Below are 20,343 nucleotides of genomic sequence, written 5' to 3'. Positions count from 1 at the left end.
CAGGCCTTATTATTTTGAAGCTCCGTATTTTATAAAGTTCACGCTCTTGTTTTATTAAAAAATAATTTAAGAACGTAAATATAATATTTGTTAGTGGATTGCTTTACGGAATTGTTACACAATTGGTATCTTTGCAGTCAAAATTGTTAATTATTAAAATTTAAAAATATGTATCCAGCAGAATTAGTAAAACCAATGCGTGAAGATTTAACGAAAGTTGGTTTTGAAGAATTACATACAGCCCAAGAGGTTGATGCTGCTTTAGCGAAAGAAGGCACTACTCTAGTGGTTGTAAATTCAGTTTGTGGTTGTGCAGCGGCTAATGCGCGTCCAGGAGCAAGAATGAGTTTAGACAATGCTAAAAAACCAAGCAACATCGTTACTGTTTTTGCAGGTGTCGATAAAGAAGCTGTTGATGCAGCTCGTGGTTATATGGTACCGTTCCCTCCAAGTTCTCCTAGTATGGCATTATTTAAAGATGGTGAATTGGTTCACGTTTTAGAACGCCACCATATTGAAGGACGTCCTGCTGAATTAATTGCAGAAAACTTAAAAGATGCTTATAACGAGCATTGCTAGAAAATTTTTTTTCATTGTTTGACATAGGCTTCTAAAGGGATAGCCTTTCAATTGAAAAAAAGCACAATAAGAACCACGATACTTCAAACGATCGTGGTTTTTTTGTTTCTTTCCTATAAATTAAAAGCCATTCACTTCATTAAAAAGAAAAAACATAATGCTTCATTTAAACAGAGCTAAGATTTACTTATTTTTGAACCATGCAAAAAATTCTATCATATCCGCTAAGCGTCATTTATGTTATAGTATTCTTTCTTACACTATGCGTATTTCACGTATTACAGTGGTTAAGCTTTAATATTTTTGGTTACAACGTGCACAAAAAAGTGGTTGATGGGCTACAGTTTTCATTAATCTGTTGCGCAAAACTTTTGGGCACACGTTTTACCTTTAGCAATCCTTATAATATAGACAGCAATCAACCCCTAATCATTGTATCAAACCACCAAAGTTTACACGACATCTACCCCATTACCTGGTACATGCGTAAACACCACCCTAAGTTTATAAGCAAAATAGAACTAGGTCATGGCATACCAAGCGTATCTTACAATTTACGTCATGGTGGAGGCGCTTTAATCGATCGTAAAAACCCTAGACAATCGCTTCCGGCATTAATGAAATTTGGCGAATATATAGAAAACACCAAACGAGCAGCGGTTATATTTCCAGAAGGTACACGGAGTAAAAACGGGGAGCCAAAACCATTTCAAACGAGAGGTTTAGAGATTTTATTTAAAAAAATACCATCGGCCACGGTTGTACCTATTACTATAAATAATTCATGGAAAATGTTAAAATACGGCAATTTCCCAATGGGTTTAGGTACACATATCACTTTTACTGTGCATAAGCCTTTAAAAGTTAGTACCTTTGTAAACAAACAAGACCTTATTGATCGTATAGAACAAACGATCACAAATAGTATCGAACCATAACATTACAACACATGTCATTGAAAAATAAAAGATTAGAAGTCATGAAGTTTTTGGAAAAAGACGTTGACGCCCTAATGGAAAAGTATTTAATTCCTATAGATTCCATTTGGCAACCAACAGATTTTTTACCGAATTCTGAAACGACAGATGAGAAATTTTTCGAAGAAGTTAAAGAAATTAGAGAGCTTGCTAAAGAATTACCATATGACTTTTGGGTTGTTTTAGTAGGTGATATGATTACTGAAGAAGCTTTACCTACCTACGAATCTTGGTTAATGGATGTTGAAGGTGTAGACCAAATGGACGGTAAGGAAAACGGTTGGGGTAAATGGGTACGCCAATGGACTGCCGAAGAAAACCGCCATGGCGATGTGCTTAACAAATACCTTTACCTTTCTGGTAGGGTAAATATGAAGCAAATTGAAATTACAACACAGCATTTAATTGCCGATGGTTTTGATATCGGGACCGATAGAGATCCTTATAAAAACTTTGTTTACACCAGTTTTCAAGAATTAGCAACCTACATTTCTCATAATCGTGTGGCTAAAATAGCTAAAGACATGGGTAATAAGCGTTTGTCTAAAATGTGTAAAATCATTTCTGGCGATGAAATGCGCCACCACCATGCCTATTCAGATTTTGTAGATCGTATTTTTAAAGTAGATCCAAGCCAAATGATGATGGCTTTTCATTATATGATGAAACAAAAAATTACCATGCCTGCTCACTTTTTAAGAGAATCGGGTGGTAAAATTAGTTCTGCTTTCGAAGAGTTTTCAAATACAGCACAACGTATTGGCGTTTATACTGCTACCGATTATGTAGATATCCTTCAGAAATTAATTGACCGTTGGGAAATTGATAAAATCACAGGATTAAATGATGAAGCTGAAAAAGCCAGAGATTATTTAATGAAATTACCTTCTAGAATGTATCGTTTATCAGACCGTATGAAGGTTCCTGAAAACTCATTCCAATTTAAATGGGTAGAGCCGGCTATTATTAAGTAAATTTTTAAAATGTTGAATCGTAGATTTGTTTAATCGTTTATTTGAATATTTTTCAATTAAATTTCACAAGTCAAATTAAGTAAAAACGTGCGTCAACCTGAACTTGATTCAGGTTCTCATCATGAATAATAACAGTTTTGTCATTCCGAGGAATCGAGAAATCTCAACAATTATTAAAAGATTCTTCAGTCGTACCTCCTTCTGAATGACAAAATCAATAAAAAATATCAATTAATTCCTTCCAGTTTATTCTGAAAGGAATTTTTTATTTCAGCTTATGTATACTTCCGAAGCCATTATTAAAAAAACCATCACTTTTGTAAAAAATACTTTAGCTGACGCTGAAGGCGGTCACGACTGGTTTCATATAGAACGTGTTTACAAAAACGCCTTACTTATTGCTAAAACCGAGAAAACCGATGGTTTTATTATTGCCTTAGGTGCTTTACTTCATGATATTGCCGATAGTAAGTTCCATAATGGTGATGAAACCGTAGGTCCTAAAAAAGCAGCAGCTTTCTTAACCCAACTTCATATTGAAACTTCGGTTATCGAACATGTTTGTAACATTATTAAGCACATTTCTTTTAAAGGAGGTAATGAGGAGCAGAAATTTAAATCGGTTGAATTAGATATTGTACAGGACGCCGACCGTTTAGATGCTATTGGAGCTATAGGTATTGCTAGGTGTTTTAATTATGGTGGTTTTAAAAATAGAGCCCTTTATAATCCTGAGATTAAACCTAATCTTAATATGACTAAGGAAGCCTACAAAAACTCAACTGCGCCTACCATAAATCATTTTTATGAAAAGCTTCTTCTACTAAAAGATCGCATGAACACAGAAACAGGCAAAAAAATTGCCCTAGAACGCCATAACTATATGTTAGGCTTTCTAGAGCAGTTTTATAATGAATGGGAAGGCAACAAATAAACGCCTAACCTATAATCTTCTTGATCTCTTTACGGAATTTAGAAGCACTCTTACCGGTAATATCATTAAAGGTTTTATTAAAATGCGAGAAGTTATTAAATCCGCATTCAAAACAAACATCAGCGATACTCATTTCTAATTCCTCAGATAATAATTTCGTAGCATGTACTACACGGTATTCATTTACAATTTGAGTAAATGTTTTACCCGTTGCTTTCTTAAAATATCTACAAAATGCAGGAACCGTCATACTCACTTTATCTGCAATTTCATCTAAGGCAATATGGTGTGTAAAGTTTTTATTCACATACTTAAAAATCACACCAATTTTAGCACTGTCTTGCGCTTCGGCTTCAAAAGCCAAACCATCGGCGTTTAATAAATTGTAATCATCTGTTTTAGACAAATAATGTAAAATCTCTAAAAACTTGATAACCCGCTTTAAACCTTTATATTCAAATAATTTTTCAATTTTCGGTCCTAACTTCTTTTTTGTTTCAACTTTAAAACGAATGCCTTTTTTAGCTCTATCAAAAAGCGCTGCAATATTAGCGGTTTCAGGCACGGTTAGAAAATCGTCTCCTAAAAAGTTAGCTTTGAATTGTATAGTTGTTTCCGTTCCATTAGCAGTTAAACGATCTGTAAAACCATTGTGTGGTAAGTTAGAACCTATTAAAATTAACTGACTATTGTTAAAATAGGACAAATGACTACCAATGTGTGTTTTTCCTTGTCCTTTATTTATATATATAAGTTCCAACTCTGGGTGAAAATGCCAGAAGGCTTCGTTTCTATCTACCTGTTCTACATGCTGTTTAACCAAGATAGAGCTACCAAAACTTGGGCTCAGCTTCTTTAATGTGGGTTTCTTAGCAATCATAATTGAGTGGTTTTAGTAGCAAAATTAATACTTATTATGCACACATTGTATATTTATTTACCTCAAATATATGTTAAATTAACATCACAATCTATTAACAAATACTTAACAGATAAAATAGCATATAAATAAGCCAAAATTGATGTTTTGCACCTTCTACATCTCACATATCTTTGTACCGTTGAACGTTATAAACGACTCATTATGAAAAACGTACTTACATTAACAAAAAAAGGAATCTTGATGGTAGCTATGCTAGCAACGGTTTTAGGTTTCGCTAATGCAGATGATAAGGTAATCGTAAAGAGAGACGCTAAAAAAACGTCTATAACATTAGAAGATGTAAAGCAGGGCGATTTAGTCTCGATTAAAGATAACCAAGGCATCATCATTTTTAAAGAATCGGTTGAAGCTACTGGAACTTATAAAAAAGGATTTGATTTAACAGGTCTAGAAAACGGAGATTATGTTTTTGAAATTAGTAAAGATTTAGAAGTTAACACGATACCTTTTACTGTAAATACTACTAACATAGAATTTGATGAAGCTGAAGAATCAACATATTATAAACCACATACTAAGCACGAAGCTGGTTTACTATATGTAACGAAACTTTGTTCTGAAAATGAAGCTGCCATCATTAATATTTTTACAGAGGTTGCAGCGGGCGAATACGAAATGATCCACTCTGAATTAATAGAGGATGCGTTAGTAATCGAAAAGGTTTACAAATTGAATACAGGAAATTATAAAATTACAATACACTCTAATAATAAGGAGTACACGAAATTCATTAATAATTAGTTTAATGTCTTATTTAGTTTAGTTTAGTTGGTAAAGTGGGCTGTGGTGGCCCACTTTTTTTTTGCCTTATATTTTCTTTATCTACACCAATACAATACCCCTTGACCGCAATTCAAATAAAAGACGTGAACACCATCTGCTCATATTACAAAACCTAAGTAGATTAGTATACGAATCACCACATAAAACACTTGATTAAATTAAATGTAAAACCTATGTTATATTAATTTAAAGAATAACAGCCAGGGATATAGCGTTGTTAATATACCATACAATTACACCAATTTAGTTGTTTTCACTAGTGCGCTTCTAAACTAAATTTACAACTTAAATCCTTCATTTTGAAAAACATAGCTAGTCTCTCACAAACTATCTTCTTAGCAGGCGTTTTACTTTACAGTATATCTGGGTTCGCAAAGAAAGCTTCCTATTACAATGTTACTAATGCCGTAAAAAAATCGATAGTCACATTAAATGACATTCCTAGAGGTAGCATTATCTACATAAAAGACACCGAAGGTCATACTGTATATGAAAAAGCAGGATGCCATTCAAAAGGAATAGATTTATCATTTTTAGATAATGGCTCATATTATTTTGAAATAGAAAACACAAAAATATCAAGACTACCCTTTAGAATAGCTTCAGATATGGTTTTTTTCAAAAAAATAAAATCAGCATTTGCCAAAAACCCAGAGCATAATATTTGTCATATAAAAAACATATACCCAACTAAAAGCCGTACGGTTTTGTTTCATGAGGAAAGAAAATTTAAGCATAACCTCTTACGCAAATTCTAAGCGCTTCCATTTACAACATATAAAAACGGCACACTTAAATAAGTGTGCCGTTTTGCTTCCTATAAATTGATTTATAACATAGACAGAATCAATTTAACACCACTCAAACGCCATAAAACATACTCAATTACCTCATTGTTATACTATATTAACTTAACCTTTATTTCATCTAAAAATAACAGGTAATCTAACATATAAATCCATCAATTTCAATGTTTTGCAAGACCTATTACTCCCATACCTTTGTAGTATAAAACGAGAAAATTTATATATTATGAATAACATATTTACAAACACAAAAAAAGGATTCTTAATAGTAACATTATTAGTTACTATGATAAGTTTCGCAAACGAAAACGCATTTTATAACATTAATGTAGAAGCCAACAAAACCACTTTAACTTTAAATTACGCTAAAGAAGGTAGTGCTTTATCTATTAAAGATTTAAATGGATCTGTACTTTACTCTGAAACTATTAAAGCTACCGGAAGGTATAAAAGAGAATTTGATTTATCTTTTTTACCAAACGGAGACTATAAGTTTGAAGTTGATAAAGATCTTGAAATTAAAGAAATTCCTTTTTCATTAAAATCTGGCGTTGCTGTATTTAACAAGAACAAAGAAAAAGTAGTTTACAAGCCTTTTATTAGAGTATCTGGTGATTTAGTTTACATTAGCAAACTAAGTCTAGACGATGAACCTTTAGATGTAAAAATCTATTTTACTAAAAATAACAGCTTTGATTCTCAACTTATTGTTTCTGAAAAGATTCAAAATAAGGAAAAAATTGAAAAGATTTACAAATTAGAAAGTATTGCAAAGGGTAAATTTCATATTGTATTGAATTCAGCTGGCAGAACATTTGAAAAAAATATCTAAATTTTAATTTAGTACAATTAAAAAAGGTGACCCTAAAACGGTCACCTTTTTTGATTTTATAAATACCGCTTCCAAAAAAATTAATGTGTAATTCCCATATTTTTTAAAATTAGAATAACGCCTCTATACCGAATTCGTATCACAATTAACTCTATTATATACTAAATTACCTTAACAAAAATACAACATATATATAACAGATAATCTAGCATACAAACCTGCCAATCCCCATGTTTTGTACTACCTAGAAGCCTTATACCTTTGTAGTATCAAATAAGAAAAACTCTATATTATGAAAAACATATTCACAAACACAAAAAAAGGATTCTTGATGGTAACTTTATTTGCTACCATGTTAAGTTTCGCAAACGAAAACGCATTTTTTAGTATTAATGTTGAAGCAAACAAAACCACTCTAACTTTAGCCCATGCTAAAGAAGGTAGTTTATTATCTCTTAAAAATGCAGCTGGTAAAGTTATTTGTTCTGAAACAATCAAAACAACAGGTAAATACACGAGAGAATTTAATTTGGCTTTCTTAACTAACGGAAACTATATGTTTGAAGTTGATAAAGATTTAGAAATTAAAGAAATTCCTTTCTCTATAAAATCTGGTGTTGCTAGTTTTAACAAGTATAAAGAAAGAACAGTTTACAAACCTTTTATTAGAGTTTCTAACGACATGCTTTACATTAGCAAATTAGCTTTAGATGGTGAGCCATTAGATATAGAAATTCTTTACACAAGAAAAAACAGTTTCAACTCTTACGTTGTTGTTTCAGAAAAATTAACTGATGCAGAAAAAATCGAAAAAGTTTATCAATTAAGTGGACTTAAAGAAGGAAACTATCAAGTTATAGTTTACACTGCTCACAGAAAATTTGAAAAAAACATCTAAGATCTTAGTTTAGTTTAGTTAGAAAAAAGGTGTTCTTAAAAAAAGAACATCTTTTTTTTTGCGTAAAACTTTTTGAAGTATTCATAAGTGCATGCATCAATAAACTTAAATAGAATTGTTATTGCAAGAGCATCCTCTTTTGAATAAACCACTAAATTACCTCAGTTATATACTCTATTATCTTAACCTAATATATCGCTAATCTGACAGGTAAAATAACACATAAAATAGTCAATACCAATGTTTTACATGAACTACATCCACCATATCTTTGTACTGTCAAAAGATAAAATAAAAGATTATGAATAACATATTTACACACTCAAAAAAAGGATTCTTATTAGTAACTTTATTTGTTACTATGCTAAGTTTCGCAAACGAAAATCCATTTTATACTGTTGAAGTAGCAGCTGTAAAAACAACCTTAACTTTAAATAGCGTTAAAGAAGGAAGCGCTTTATCTATTAAAGATAACCGCGGTACTGTGCTTTACTCTGAAATAATTAAAGTCACAGGAAAATATTCAAGAGCATTCGATTTATCATTCTTACCAAACGGAAAATACACATTTGAAGTTGATAAAGATCTTGCAATCCAAGAAATTCCTTTCAGAATAAACGCTGGAAATGCTTTTATAAACAAAGACAAAGAAAAAATAGTATACAAGCCCTTTATTAGAGCTGTTGGAGATTACGTTTACATTAACAAATTGGCTATTGACGGCGAACCATTAGAAATTAACATCTATTTCATTAACAAAGAAAATAAATACGAAGAATTAATTCTTTCTGAAGTCGCTAGTGACGCCTCTAAAATTGAAAGAACTTACAAACTAAAAGGCCTAAACTTAGGAAACTACAAAGTGGTCCTTTATTCTGCCAATAGAACATACGAAAAAACAATCTAGATAAAATTGAACTAATATCTAATTTAGTTTGTACTAAAAAAGGTGAGCTTTTAAAAAAGCTCACCTTTTTTTTATAATGTTATGTCATAACAATTTCTTAAAAACAGTCCTGTTTATTCATTTTAACCTAACCCAGTGGCAACACAAAAATAACAGATAAAATACCACATAAAGCAGTCAATATCAGTGTTTTATGAATTGTTATTATATACTACATTTGATATGTTGAACGTTAAAAACACATTATTATGAAAAACGTACTTAAACATTCAAGAAAAGGAATCTTAATGGTAATCATGATGACTACCCTGTTAAGTTTCGCAAATGAAGTTTCAATTTTCAATATTGAAAATGAAACAAACAGAACCTCTCTGCCTTTCAACTATGTAAGCCCAGGGAATCTATTATCAATTAAGGATAGTAATGGAGTCATCCTGCATAAGGAAGTTATACAGACAACAGATGTTTTTTCTACCGGTTTCGATCTTACCATGTTACCTAATGGTGCTTATATGTTTGAAGTAGACAAAGGCCTTGAAATTAGTGTGATCCCATTTTCGGTTAAATCTGGATTAGTTTTATTTAACAAAGAAAAAGAAGCAATTTTTTATAAACCGCACACTCGTGTTGAAGGCAGTGTGGTTTACATTAACAAACTGGCTTTAGATGGCGAACCTCTTAAAATACATATCTACTCGACCACACCAGGCAGTGAGGGGTTGTTATTTTCTGAAACTATTGAAAACACAACAAGCATTCAAAGAGTTTACAGATTAAAAGGTTTATCAAGTGGAAGTCATAAAATAGTTTTTCACTCGGAAGGCCGTGAATACGTAAAGCACATTTAAAATACTCAAGAACCACTTTTTCAACCAAAAGAGGCTGTACAAAAAGTTTTAAAGAACGTCTTTCTGAAATAAACTCAGGTTGACGAAAACTTTACTTTTTAGACTGCCTCTTTTAATTTATGTACTGAATTTAAATTTATTATTTACCAGGAAAATTTGCTTTACGTTTTTCAAGAAATGCTGTTGTACCCTCCTTAAAATCTTCGGTACCAAAACTAGCCCCAAAACCTTCAATTTCAACTTCAAAGCCATTTACGCCACTTTTATAGTTTGCGTTTACTGCCTTTATGGCCATACCTATAGCAACGGTAGAATTATTTGAAATTTTTGAAGCCATACCTGTACAGAAAGTTATTAAGGCCTCTTGAGCGACTACGTGATTTACCAAACCATAATTTAGTGCTTGATTAGCATCAATCATCCCAGCGGTCATAATCATCTCTAAGGCACGCCCCTTGCCTACTAATTGCGGCAATCGTTGTGTACCGCCATAACCAGGAATAACACCAAGAGAAACCTCTGGAAGCCCTAATTTAGCATTATTACTTGCTACTCTAAAATGACAAGCCATAGCAAGCTCTAAACCTCCCCCTAAGGCAAAACCATTTACAGCTGCAATAACGGGTGTCGATAAATTTTCAACAAAATCAAATAACTGTTCATGCCCACTAGCAGCTAAGGCCTTTCCTTCGGAAGCACTAAAATCTGAAAACTCGCTAATATCGGCACCAGCAACAAACGCTTTTTCACCACTTCCGGTAACGATAATAACTTTTGTTTCCTTATCCGCATCAGCCACCTTAAATGCGTCATGCAATTCGGCAATAGTTTCTTGATTAAGGGCATTTAATTTTTTGGGACGATTTATAGTAATCGTGCTTAAAGCTCCTGTTCTACTTAATATAATTGTATTATAACTCATAATTAAATGGTGTTTTTTTTTGTTAAGCGCACTTTAAAACCAGCTTATTAGACGCCATATGGTTCTATTTTAACCACTTAAATTTACTAAATTTTATTCAGCATAAAAGTTAAGAGCATAGACAATCCTGAAACAAAGTTAAACAGCCTGTTTCAGGGAAATTAAAAATGGGCTTTTGGGAAAGTTACAGTGAAAGTCGTCCCTTTGTCTTTTTCTGAAACAAACGCAATGCTACCGTTATAAGTTTCAACTATATTTTTAACCATGGCTAACCCCAATCCCATACCACTAGTTTTAGTTGTAAATTTTGGCTCAAACACCTTTTCTTTACTTGATTCTGAGATACCCGAACCATTATCTGAAACTGAAATAACCACGTTAGTATCACCATTGGAAACACTTACAAGAATCTTCGGATCATGATTTTCTGACATGGCTTGGATCGCATTTTTAACCAAGTTAGTTACCACTCTAATGAGTTGGGTTCTGTCTAGTTTTGCAATAATATTCTCCCCTTCTGAAGTAAACCTAATGTAGTTTTCATTAAAAATATCTAAAGCTAATTTTACAATTTCAACGACATTTAAATTTTCATTTTGTTGCGCAGGCATTTTGGCAAAGTTTGAAAATGCCGATGCTATAGAGCTCATGGTATCTATTTGCTGAATTAAAGTTTTGGTATATTCGTCAACTTTAGAGTAAATATTAGCATCTTCAGGATTAAACTTACGCTGAAAGTCTTGAACCGTTAATCGCATAGGGGTTAACGGGTTTTTAATCTCATGAGCCACCTGTTTTGCCATTTCCCGCCAGGCTTGTTCTCGTTCGCTCTTGGCCAGCTGTACGGCACTCTCTTCAAGTTCATCAATCATACTGTTGTACGAATTCACTAAAGTGGTGATCTCTTCGCTGGTATCATCGATTTCAATCTTTTCATTAAGCCTTTCAAGTCGTGTGGCATTAATTTTATCACTAATCGTTTTTAAAGATTTAGTAATAAACTTAGACAGTAAAAACGCCAAACCAATAGCCATAAAAAGCACAAAAGAAAAGGCATACGCCATTCGGGTTAAAAACGCTTCCAATTCGTTTGTTAAAAAATCATCATTCTCTAAATATGGTAAATTTAAAATCACCAACTCTCTAGATTTCTGATCGGTAAGATAGGTGTATGATGACAGGAAGGTTTCACCATTTTCCATATGCTTATCAACATAACGATGTATCGCCGTATTAGAAATAGCATTTAACACTTCAGTATCAATACATTTATCGGCTACATTATTTCTAAACCCAGCCTTAGATGAAATTAATAAAGTGCCATCTAAATCGTATAAATTAATTTGAAGTTTATGAATATCGGCAATGTTGTAGATTTCCTCTTTAAATATAACCGCGATATTTTCGGTTTTAACCTCCCAGGTGTTGCTCCTGCCGTTAAGAACACGTTTTAAGTGCGTGCTTATACTCCGCTCCTTTGCTTCTAAGCGGTCATTATGATAGTCTTCACTTTGTTGTTTATATTGCTTAATTGCAACAACTGTAATTAGAACCGAACCTAATAAAACCAAAAGGATCATGGCAAGAAAAATACGAGTTCGCAACGATGGTTTTTTTATTTTAAAAGACACTTCATCTTATATTGATTGGCTTAAATATAGCAATTATCAAACCAAAGCTGTTTAGGAAAGTTTAAAAGCAAGCTTCAATACGCTTCATCCAATTTTTAAGCGTCGGGGTTTTTAGTTCTAATATTCTTGTAAATTTTGAATCCTACCATAATTAAAATTCCTAAAACCACAATACCCACAACACCCCAAATCCAATTAATAGCATTTTTCAAAACCACCAAGAACACCACAGCAAACAGTATAAAGGTTGCGCCTTCGTTCCACATACGCATGTAACTAGAAGATTTTTTAACCAGATCAATTTGCAGTTGCTTATAATAAACATGAGTTATATAATGGTAAATAAAAAGCAACAAAACAAAGGCTAGTTTGACGTGCATCCATGGTTGCTCCAACCAATAAGGCTGCAAAATAAGCAACCAAATAGCGAAAATGGTCGCCAATATTGCCGATGGCCAAGTGATAATAAACCAAAGGCGTTTCGCCATTAATTTTAACTGCTTTCCTAGAATTTCCTTGTCTGGTGATGGCTTATGAAAAGCTTCAATTTGGTACACAAATAACCGCGGAATATAAAACAACCCCGCAAACCAGGTGATTACAAAAATGAGGTGAAACGATTTTATATAATTATAATATTCCATAATTAAAGTATTGAACGGCCTTCAGAGTTTTTAATTATTAATTTTATGTGTTTGAAGTCACCCATGTATTAATCCAGTTCGATAATAAATCTACGAAAGGCGCATCATCATTTAAACATGGAATGGTAGTAAATTCATGACCACCCATTTCATGGAAAATCTCTTGACCTTCCATGGCAATTTCTTCAAGCGTTTCTAAACAGTCACTAACAAATGCGGGTGTTACAATGGCCATATTTTTAACACCATTTTTCCCTAAACGCTCAATAGTTCGGTCTGTATAAGGTAATAACCAAGGATCAAACCCTAAACGTGATTGAAAGGATGTAGAGTACGAACCTGTTTTAAGTTTAAGTTTTTCGGCAACTAATTTAGTTACCTCTAAACATTGGTGTCTGTAGCAAAACTCATGCGCATTACTTGGCGTTGCGCAACAACTACCATCAATTTTACAATGTGATTTAGTAACGTCGCTTTTCCTTATATGACGTTCTGGAACCCCATGGTAAGAAAATAACAAATGATCAATTTGCTTACCTTCTAAATGCCGTTTTACAGAATTTGAAAGCACCTCAATATAATCTGGTTTATTATAAAAAGCAGGCACCGATTCTATTTTTATATTCGGAAAAAACGCTTGACGCAATTCTTCGGCTAAAACCGTAATGGTCTCGGTAGTGGCCATTGCAAATTGTGGGTATAGTGGAAATAACAAAACCTCTTCAACACCTTTATCCACTAATTCTTGAAGTCCTTTTTTAATGGTCATACTCCCATAACGCATAGCCAAAGCTACAGGAACTTCAACTTTATTTTGAATACCTCGCTGTAATCTTTCAGAAATTACAATTAAAGGAGAACCTTCATCCCACCATATTTTTTTATATGCTGCGGCTGATGCTTTCGGACGTGTTTTTAAAATAATACCTTTAACAAGGGCAGCTCTTGCCACAAGCGGAATATCTATAACACGCTCATCCATTAAAAACTCACCTAAATATTTCTTTACATCTTTGGGTTCTGGGCTTTCAGGAGAACCCAAATTCACAAGTAGTATACCTTTTTTCATCGATCTTCTTAGTTGCTACAAAAATACAATACATAAATTTAATAGCGCTTAAAATAAGTAAAGTGGACAACTAGAAAGCAAAAAAAAGCTCCACTTATATAAAATGGAGCTCTTTTGGTTGGTTAGTTTTGGTTTGGAATATAAAATTTTTTACATATTACTTACTTGAGATTTGTTATAAACCCATTTTGGTAATGATGCACTATCAAAATTAGGTTTACCTTGTGTATTAACGCTTTCAACACATACCGAATTTACCAGCTTTTTTACGTTTAATACTTCAAACACTTTTTCATGTTGTGCTTTACTAAAGGCTCCTAATACCTCATCAATATCTACCGCCTTATACACACCATCTTCCAGTAAATAAGCAAACATATTTTTTACACTAGGCTCATAAAACTCAGTATTTTTATCAAAATCTTCTTCTTTTAAAATGTAGTTTTTACCAGCTACTAAAAGATATTGCTTGTCAGACTTTAGGTTTTTCACACTTACAGTACCTCTAAATAATAAATGGTAATCATCATGATAAATTCCCGGCTTTCCTTTTACACTTTTTTTATTTACTTCATAAAATGAATCGAATGGCGCACGTCCTTCTTTATTGATCCTTGCAGTTGGAATGTATTTTAAATACTCATCTTTTGTTGCGAAATGAGAAGGCAAGTTTTCTGCACAATACCCATCATACCAAACAGGTTTAAAATCCTTGTTTAATAAGTTATGATTTCCTTTTTCAAAAATCACCGGATGCTCATAAACCCTAGGGTTATAAAACTTATAATGACCTATTTGAAATAAATCACAATCACTTGCTACTTTTGTTTCCGATCCGTTTGTTTTACATGATACAATCACGCAAAAAATTAATAATGTTTTTAGTAAAGTTTTCATCATGGTTAAGTTATTCAGCAAACTTAAAGGTGTTGATAGCCCTCCAAATTTACTCGGTTAGTATAATTATTTAGGTTTATTAAAATACTTTTTTTTACCTAGCGGATGAGGGAGCGAATGATTCATTTATTAAAACATTCCTTACTAAGTTGGATAGCATATTGTACCCTACCAATATATGTAAAAACTTATATAAGTGGTGTTTATATACATAAATAATCGATGAAGTGTAAGTTTTAGAAAGATTTTTCTTTCGATATTGTAAAATATTAGCTTTATAACCCGTTTATTATGAATTATTTATCACTATTTTTCGTTAGTATGTTTGCGCTCCAAATATTCCTTATAAACGTCTTGGTCTTTATTATCATAGTCACATTCTTGAAAAATACCACAAGACGTGCCAGCACGAACTAAAGATTTTTTACTCATATTCTCGTAAAAAGCCGCAATTTCGGGAGTTAAATATTTCATATTAAGAAGATTTATATTGACAAACAGTTAGTTATACACTCATAAAATAAATTTTTAACAGAAAGTCAAATCGAGCGCACCCAATTCAACTTAAAGACATAATATATTTTTTAGGCGTGGTACCATATTTCTTTTTAAAGGCTGAAATAAAATGACTCGAAGTACTATAACCTACTTTCAACCCTACTTCGTTTACATTGTTCTCACCAGACTCTAACAATTTTCTAGCTACTTCCATTTTATAATCAAATAAAAAACTAAAAACAGAATCGCCATAAATTTGTTTAAAGCCTTCTTTTAATTTTTTAAGACTTAAGCCAATTTCATCTGCAAGTTCTTGCAAACTTGGTGGTTCTGCCATACGCGCAACAATAATATCTTTAGCTTTTCTTATTTTTATGACATTGGTTTCGTCTACCAAAAACGGACATTGCTCAACATCGGCATCTTCACTTCTATTAAAATATAAGCTTAGTAACTCATAAGCTTTACCTTTAAAATAAAGGGCTTTAATGGAAGCATTTAAATTATAATTAATAATTTGATTTAATACAATCGCCATAGATGGTGAAATAACGCCATCTTTATAATATTTTTTATCCTTATTATCTTCACTTAAAAAAGTAATGTAATCGGCCTCGTGAGAAAAAAAGCCATGAAATTTTTTAATTGAAATTAAAACTGAAACCATCCAAGAATGCGGATTAATCTCTAAATGAATAGGTAAATCGCGCTGCGGATTATACAACAACAACGAATTCTCTTCAAGAATACTTAACTTATAACGTCCTTCATTAAAAAGAAACTGACTGGAACCTTTAACACAAAAATGAAACTGGATAAAATCACTATCTATATCTTTTACAGCCGATTGCATTTCACTACTCTCATTTTTAAAAGTAAGTACCGTAACACCATCTTCAACCGTTGTTTCATTAAAAGTACTTTTAGCGATACTTTTATCGGTATGTAAATCTTCCTTCATTGTCTTTTTATTTAGATTCGTTCTAAATTAATAGCGCAAAATCGCCCTGTTTTCATACGAAAATAGCATATTTCCATGATAATCATGAAAAACAACGCTAAAAAACCACTAGCGACACTAATAGTTCTTTAAGCGTTATTTTTTAAGAAGCCTGCGCTATACATTTGTCATCTTATATTGAGCCACCAGCATGCACAACCAAATTATTTCACGTAGTTCTTACTTTTACGCCATAGGCTTAAGTTATAAAAAAGCCGATGCCGAAATTAGAGGCCACTTTAGCTTAGACGAAGATGCTAAACGCACATTACTTAGTCAAGCAAAAGAAAACGGTATAGAAAGTCTCGTGGTAACTTCAACTTGTAATAGAACCGAAATTTACGGTTTCGCTGAACACCCATTTCAACTCATCCAATTGCTTTGCGATAACACAAGAGGTACGCTTGAAGAATTTCAAAAAGTAGCCTACGTTTATAAAAACAACGAAGCCGTTTCGCATATGTTTCGTGTGGGCTCTGGTTTAGACAGTCAGATTCTTGGAGATTTCGAGATTATAAGTCAGTTAAAAATTAGCACTAAACTTTCAAGAAAACACGGCTTACTAAACAATTATACAGAACGTTTAGTAAATGCGGTAATTCAAGCCAGTAAACGCATAAAAACAGAAACCGATATTTCTTCGGGTGCAACTTCTGTATCTTTTGCTTCTGTACAATACATATTAAACACCATAGAAAACGTTTCAGATAAAAACATTCTTTTATTCGGAACCGGTAAAATAGGAAGAAACACTTGTGAAAACTTAGTAAAACACACTAAAAACGAACACATTACCCTTATTAACCGTACAAAAACACGCGCCGAACAAATAGCTGGTAAGTTTAACTTGGTGGTTAAAGATTATGCGAATTTACAGGAAGAAATAAACCAAACCGACATCCTTATTGTGGCTACTGGGGCGCAACGTCCAACCATAGACAAGCACATTATTCAGTCTAAAAAACCACTTTTAATTTTAGATTTATCGATTCCTAAAAACGTCAATTCTGATGTTGAAGAATTGGACCATGTGTCCTTGGTACATTTAGATCATTTATCGCAAATTACAGATCAAACCCTGGAGGCTCGCAAAGCGCATATCCCTTCCGCGGAAGCGATTATAGAAGCTATTCAAGCCGAATTTAATAGTTGGTTAGAAACTAGAAAGTTTGCCCCAACCATTAAGGCTTTAAAACACAAATTATCCGATTTCGCTGCTGCGGAATTAGATACACAACGCAAGAAAAATGCTGATTTCAATGAAGCACAAGCCGAATTAATTAGCAACAATATCATACAAAAAATAACAAATCACTTTGCGCATCACCTTAAAGATGATAATATCTCTACAAACGATAGTTTAGAGCTTATTAAAAAAGTGTTTCAGTTAGAACCCACAGCAAAAAATGTCTAAAATCATAAGAATTGGTACACGTGATAGTGAATTAGCACTATACCAAGCCAACATTGTAAAAACGCAACTTGAAGCTTTAGGGCATAAAACCACACTCGTTCCTGTAAAATCTACAGGCGATTTAGTTTTAGATAAACCCCTTTACGAACTCGGTATTACAGGAATTTTTACAAGAACCCTAGATATCGCCATGTTAAATGACGATATCGATATTGCCGTACATTCTTTAAAAGATGTGCCTACCGTTTTACCAAAAGGCATTGTACAAGCGGCTGTATTAAAACGTGGTAATGTAAACGATACTTTGGTTTTTAAAAACAATGAAGAGTTTTTAGGGTCGAAAAACGCAGTAATCGCAACCGGTAGTTTAAGACGTCGTGCGCAATGGTTAAACCGTTTTCCAACGCATACTATTGTAGATTTACGTGGCAATGTAAATTCGCGTCTTCAAAAATTAGAAGACAACGATTGGAACGGCGCAATTTTCGCTGCTGCTGGTATAGGAAGAATTGGTATTCGCCCAGAAGAATCATTTAATTTAGATTGGATGATTCCAGCTCCGGCACAAGGCGCTATCATGATTACTGCTTTAGAAGCTGATGAATTTACAAGAACAGCTTGCGCAGAATTAAACCACGAAGAAACAGAAATTTGCACAACTATTGAACGTGAATTTCTTAATAAATTAGAAGGCGGATGTACCGCACCTATTGGCGCTTTAGCTTATATAAAAGACGAAGAAATCAACTTTAAAGGGGTCTTATTAAGTGAAGATGGCTCTAAACGTATTGATGTTACCCGTGTTAAAAAACTAGGTGAACATAGTGATATGGCTCAATTTTGTGCCGATTTTGTAATCGAACGCGGCGGGAAACGCTTAATGGACAAAATAAAGTCTAACAAGCAAACCAATGTGTTTTCAACCAAATCATTTACTGAAGATCAGCGTTTGTTGTTTCATGAAAAAGCGGTTGCAGAAAGCTCAGATTTTATAAAAATTAGCTTAAATCGTATCCACCCACGATTCTTGAAAAACGAGATTCAAAACGTCATCATTACGAGTAAAAACGCCGTTGAATCGTTAACAACCAACTATTCTGCTATAGAACTACAATTTAAAAACATCTATTGTGTTGGTCGTCGTACCAAACGTTTAGTTGAAAAGAAAATTGGCAAAGTAACCCACACTGAAAACAATGCTAAAAAATTAGCTGAGTATTTAGTAGAGTATATAGATGGCACAGAAGTCACCTATTTCTGTAGTGATTTAAGATTAGACGATTTACCAAATATTCTTGAAGAAAATAACATTAAGGTAACCGAAGTTGAAGCCTATCAAACTAAATTTGATGGTTTCAAAGTTGCCGATACTATCGAAAGCGCTATGTTTTATAGTCCTTCAACAGTTGAAAGTTTTGTTCAGAAAAATAAAACAGAGGTGATTGCTTTCTGTATTGGAGAAACCACAGCAAACGAAGCAAGAAAACATTTTAGCGATGTTCGCATTGCAAAAGTCCCTACTGTTGAAAGCGTTATTGAATTAGTCAATACACATTACGCCCAATAATTTTGAAAATTTATAAACTATAGAAACGGAAAAAGCTTTGAAAAATTAAATCAGATTAAATAAATCTATTTTTTTTAGTTCAAAGTAGAAAATTATGATAAATATCATTTTGGAGCAATCATTTATCAATTAGATTTACACGCTTTTTAGTTTCAAATAAAAAGATTCCCGCTTTCGCGGAAAAAAATATGAGTATTAAAAACGATTTATTTTTAAGAGCATTAAAAGGAGAAACTGTTGAACGTCCGCCAGTATGGATGATGCGTCAAGCTGGACGCTATTTACCAGAATTTATGGCCATTCGTGAAAAATATGATTTTTTTACACGTTGCCAGACTCCAGAATTAGCTAGTGAAATTACCGTACAACCTATTAGGCGTTACGGTATGGACGCAGCTATTTTGTTTAGTGACATATTGGTAATTCCTCAAGCAATGAATATTGAGGTGCAAATGAAGCCTAATTTCGGCCCTTATTTACCAAATCCTATTCGTACTCAAAAAGATGTAGACAACGTAATCGTTCCCGATGTTAAGGACGCCTTAAACTATGTTTACGAAGGTATTAAAGCCACAAAAGAGTTACTTAATAATGATATTCCGTTAATTGGTTTTGCGGGATCACCTTGGACTATTTTGTGCTACTGTGTACAAGGCCAAGGCAGCAAAAATTTCGATAAAGCCAAAGAATTTTGCTTTACAAACCCAATTGCAGCACATCAATTATTACAAAAAATTACAGACACCACAATTGCTTACTTAAAAGAGAAAGTAAAAGCTGGTGTTAACGCCGTTCAAGTTTTCGATTCTTGGGGAGGCATGTTATCGCCAACCGATTATCAAGAATTTTCATGGCAATACATCAACCAAATTATTGAAGCATTAAAAGACGATGCGCCTGTAATAGCCTTTGGTAAAGGCTGCTGGTTTGCCCTTGGTGAAATGGCAAAAAGTAACGCTTCGGCACTAGGAGTTGATTGGACTTGTTCGCCACAAAATGCACGTTACTTAACTGGTGGAAACATCACACTACAAGGAAATTTTGACCCTGTACGTTTGCTATCGCCTCCAGCAGAAATTAAAAAAATGGTACACCAAATGATTAATGAGTTTGGTAAAGATAAATATATTGTTAACCTAGGTCATGGTATTCTACCACATATTCCATTAGACCACGCCAAAGCGTTTATAGACGCCGTAAAAGAATACAACGCTTAAGTT

The 20,343-nt window shown here is 33.1% G+C and carries 21 protein-coding genes; 13 read left to right on the top strand and 8 right to left on the bottom strand.

Going from position 1 to position 20,343, the window contains the following annotated elements; genetic code table 11:
• The first annotated feature begins 168 nt into the window (after positions 1-168).
• The 4 genes from KO493_RS03690 (at position 169) to KO493_RS03675 (ending at position 3,464) form a co-directional block, all read left to right on the top strand.
• Positions 169-579 (top strand): BrxA/BrxB family bacilliredoxin, encoded by a 411-nt coding sequence (locus KO493_RS03690; RefSeq protein WP_216066598.1) that lies wholly within the window; start codon positions 169-171, stop codon positions 577-579.
• 200 nt (positions 580-779) lie between these two features.
• Positions 780-1,517: a lysophospholipid acyltransferase family protein gene (locus KO493_RS03685; RefSeq protein ID WP_216066597.1), complete on the top strand. Its 738-nt coding sequence runs from the start codon at positions 780-782 to the stop codon at positions 1,515-1,517.
• Between the two features lie 11 nt (positions 1,518-1,528).
• Complete coding sequence (locus KO493_RS03680) at positions 1,529-2,530, top strand: acyl-ACP desaturase (protein ID WP_216066596.1); 1,002 nt, start codon at positions 1,529-1,531, stop codon at positions 2,528-2,530.
• Positions 2,531-2,807: 277 nt separating this feature from the next.
• Positions 2,808-3,464, top strand: a complete 657-nt coding sequence (locus KO493_RS03675) for an HD domain-containing protein (protein ID WP_216066595.1) — start codon at positions 2,808-2,810, stop codon at positions 3,462-3,464.
• A 4-nt stretch (positions 3,465-3,468) separates the two neighbouring features.
• Here KO493_RS03675 and KO493_RS03670 read toward each other — a convergent pair whose 3' ends face one another.
• Positions 3,469-4,344: an AraC family transcriptional regulator gene (locus KO493_RS03670; protein WP_216066594.1), complete on the bottom strand. Its 876-nt coding sequence runs from the start codon at positions 4,342-4,344 to the stop codon at positions 3,469-3,471.
• 204 nt (positions 4,345-4,548) lie between these two features.
• Here KO493_RS03670 and KO493_RS03665 point away from each other — a divergent pair, with 204 nt between their 5' ends.
• From KO493_RS03665 to KO493_RS03640, 6 genes are all read left to right on the top strand, one after another.
• A complete protein-coding gene (locus KO493_RS03665; RefSeq protein WP_216066593.1) occupies positions 4,549-5,148 on the top strand; it encodes a hypothetical protein in 600 nt (199 codons plus the stop codon).
• 341 nt (positions 5,149-5,489) lie between these two features.
• Entirely contained in the window at positions 5,490-5,948 is a 459-nt protein-coding gene (locus tag KO493_RS03660; RefSeq protein WP_216066592.1) for a hypothetical protein, read from the top strand.
• 274 nt (positions 5,949-6,222) lie between these two features.
• Positions 6,223-6,828 carry a hypothetical protein gene (locus tag KO493_RS03655; protein WP_216066591.1) on the top strand — a complete coding sequence of 202 codons (606 nt, stop codon included), beginning with the start codon at positions 6,223-6,225 and terminating at the stop codon, positions 6,826-6,828.
• Positions 6,829-7,120: 292 nt separating this feature from the next.
• Positions 7,121-7,726: a hypothetical protein gene (locus tag KO493_RS03650; protein ID WP_216066590.1), complete on the top strand. Its 606-nt coding sequence runs from the start codon at positions 7,121-7,123 to the stop codon at positions 7,724-7,726.
• A 301-nt stretch (positions 7,727-8,027) separates the two neighbouring features.
• Positions 8,028-8,633, top strand: coding sequence for a hypothetical protein (locus KO493_RS03645; RefSeq protein WP_216066589.1), 606 nt, complete (start codon positions 8,028-8,030; stop codon positions 8,631-8,633).
• 248 nt (positions 8,634-8,881) lie between these two features.
• Positions 8,882-9,481: a hypothetical protein gene (locus tag KO493_RS03640; protein ID WP_216066588.1), complete on the top strand. Its 600-nt coding sequence runs from the start codon at positions 8,882-8,884 to the stop codon at positions 9,479-9,481.
• Between the two features lie 139 nt (positions 9,482-9,620).
• Here KO493_RS03640 and KO493_RS03635 read toward each other — a convergent pair whose 3' ends face one another.
• The 7 genes from KO493_RS03635 to KO493_RS03605 all read right to left on the bottom strand — a co-directional run bounded on the left by KO493_RS03635 (position 9,621) and on the right by KO493_RS03605 (position 16,103).
• Positions 9,621-10,403, bottom strand: a complete 783-nt coding sequence (locus tag KO493_RS03635) for an enoyl-CoA hydratase/isomerase family protein (protein ID WP_216066587.1) — start codon at positions 10,401-10,403, stop codon at positions 9,621-9,623.
• A 161-nt stretch (positions 10,404-10,564) separates the two neighbouring features.
• The gene (locus KO493_RS03630; protein ID WP_216066805.1) at positions 10,565-11,983 is read right to left on the bottom strand and encodes a sensor histidine kinase; all 1,419 of its coding nucleotides are present in this window, start codon (positions 11,981-11,983) and stop codon (positions 10,565-10,567) included.
• A 146-nt stretch (positions 11,984-12,129) separates the two neighbouring features.
• A complete protein-coding gene (locus KO493_RS03625; protein WP_216066586.1) occupies positions 12,130-12,678 on the bottom strand; it encodes a CopD family protein in 549 nt (182 codons plus the stop codon).
• A 43-nt stretch (positions 12,679-12,721) separates the two neighbouring features.
• Complete coding sequence (hemH, locus tag KO493_RS03620; protein ID WP_216066585.1) at positions 12,722-13,747, bottom strand: ferrochelatase; 1,026 nt, start codon at positions 13,745-13,747, stop codon at positions 12,722-12,724.
• A 150-nt stretch (positions 13,748-13,897) separates the two neighbouring features.
• On the bottom strand, positions 13,898-14,647 hold the full coding sequence (locus KO493_RS03615; RefSeq protein ID WP_216066584.1) for a hypothetical protein: 750 nt from the start codon (positions 14,645-14,647) through the stop codon (positions 13,898-13,900).
• 303 nt (positions 14,648-14,950) lie between these two features.
• Positions 14,951-15,118 (bottom strand): hypothetical protein, encoded by a 168-nt coding sequence (locus KO493_RS03610; RefSeq protein WP_216066583.1) that lies wholly within the window; start codon positions 15,116-15,118, stop codon positions 14,951-14,953.
• Between the two features lie 85 nt (positions 15,119-15,203).
• Positions 15,204-16,103, bottom strand: coding sequence for a helix-turn-helix transcriptional regulator (locus KO493_RS03605; RefSeq protein ID WP_216066582.1), 900 nt, complete (start codon positions 16,101-16,103; stop codon positions 15,204-15,206).
• Positions 16,104-16,293: 190 nt separating this feature from the next.
• Here KO493_RS03605 and hemA point away from each other — a divergent pair, with 190 nt between their 5' ends.
• From hemA to hemE, 3 genes are all read left to right on the top strand, one after another.
• Positions 16,294-17,556, top strand: a complete 1,263-nt coding sequence (gene hemA, locus KO493_RS03600; RefSeq protein WP_216066581.1) for a glutamyl-tRNA reductase — start codon at positions 16,294-16,296, stop codon at positions 17,554-17,556.
• Positions 17,549-19,123 (top strand): hydroxymethylbilane synthase, encoded by a 1,575-nt coding sequence (hemC, locus tag KO493_RS03595; RefSeq protein WP_216066580.1) that lies wholly within the window; start codon positions 17,549-17,551, stop codon positions 19,121-19,123. The genes hemA and hemC overlap by 8 nt, the downstream gene beginning before the upstream one ends.
• 188 nt (positions 19,124-19,311) lie before the next feature.
• Entirely contained in the window at positions 19,312-20,340 is a 1,029-nt protein-coding gene (gene hemE, locus KO493_RS03590; RefSeq protein WP_216066579.1) for a uroporphyrinogen decarboxylase, read from the top strand.
• Positions 20,341-20,343 lie beyond the last annotated feature (3 nt).

This window comes from Pseudotamlana agarivorans (genome assembly GCF_018860245.1).
Classification (GTDB): Bacteria; Bacteroidota; Bacteroidia; order Flavobacteriales; family Flavobacteriaceae; genus Pseudotamlana; species Pseudotamlana agarivorans_A.
Note: the sequence above shows the minus strand (reverse complement) of the source record. Positions and strands in the feature narration are given on the sequence as shown.

Bases quoted from the DNA above. Each gene is read 5' to 3' on its own strand.
- hemA (WP_216066581.1), top strand. From the start codon at position 16,294: ATGCACAACCAAATTATTTCACGTAGTTCTTACTTTTACGCCATAGGC.
- KO493_RS03655 (WP_216066591.1), top strand. From the start codon at position 6,223: ATGAATAACATATTTACAAACACAAAAAAAGGATTCTTAATAGTAACA.
- KO493_RS03690 (WP_216066598.1), top strand. From the start codon at position 169: ATGTATCCAGCAGAATTAGTAAAACCAATGCGTGAAGATTTAACGAAA.
- KO493_RS03615 (WP_216066584.1), bottom strand. From the start codon at position 14,647: ATGATGAAAACTTTACTAAAAACATTATTAATTTTTTGCGTGATTGTA.
- hemE (WP_216066579.1), top strand. From the start codon at position 19,312: ATGAGTATTAAAAACGATTTATTTTTAAGAGCATTAAAAGGAGAAACT.
- KO493_RS03635 (WP_216066587.1), bottom strand. From the start codon at position 10,403: ATGAGTTATAATACAATTATATTAAGTAGAACAGGAGCTTTAAGCACG.
- KO493_RS03610 (WP_216066583.1), bottom strand. From the start codon at position 15,118: ATGAAATATTTAACTCCCGAAATTGCGGCTTTTTACGAGAATATGAGT.
- KO493_RS03640 (WP_216066588.1), top strand. From the start codon at position 8,882: ATGAAAAACGTACTTAAACATTCAAGAAAAGGAATCTTAATGGTAATC.
- KO493_RS03605 (WP_216066582.1), bottom strand. From the start codon at position 16,103: ATGAAGGAAGATTTACATACCGATAAAAGTATCGCTAAAAGTACTTTT.
- KO493_RS03685 (WP_216066597.1), top strand. From the start codon at position 780: ATGCAAAAAATTCTATCATATCCGCTAAGCGTCATTTATGTTATAGTA.
- KO493_RS03625 (WP_216066586.1), bottom strand. From the start codon at position 12,678: ATGGAATATTATAATTATATAAAATCGTTTCACCTCATTTTTGTAATC.
- KO493_RS03675 (WP_216066595.1), top strand. From the start codon at position 2,808: ATGTATACTTCCGAAGCCATTATTAAAAAAACCATCACTTTTGTAAAA.
- KO493_RS03645 (WP_216066589.1), top strand. From the start codon at position 8,028: ATGAATAACATATTTACACACTCAAAAAAAGGATTCTTATTAGTAACT.
- KO493_RS03680 (WP_216066596.1), top strand. From the start codon at position 1,529: ATGTCATTGAAAAATAAAAGATTAGAAGTCATGAAGTTTTTGGAAAAA.
- KO493_RS03665 (WP_216066593.1), top strand. From the start codon at position 4,549: ATGAAAAACGTACTTACATTAACAAAAAAAGGAATCTTGATGGTAGCT.
- KO493_RS03670 (WP_216066594.1), bottom strand. From the start codon at position 4,344: ATGATTGCTAAGAAACCCACATTAAAGAAGCTGAGCCCAAGTTTTGGT.
- hemC (WP_216066580.1), top strand. From the start codon at position 17,549: ATGTCTAAAATCATAAGAATTGGTACACGTGATAGTGAATTAGCACTA.
- hemH (WP_216066585.1), bottom strand. From the start codon at position 13,747: ATGAAAAAAGGTATACTACTTGTGAATTTGGGTTCTCCTGAAAGCCCA.
- KO493_RS03650 (WP_216066590.1), top strand. From the start codon at position 7,121: ATGAAAAACATATTCACAAACACAAAAAAAGGATTCTTGATGGTAACT.
- KO493_RS03630 (WP_216066805.1), bottom strand. From the start codon at position 11,983: ATGATCCTTTTGGTTTTATTAGGTTCGGTTCTAATTACAGTTGTTGCA.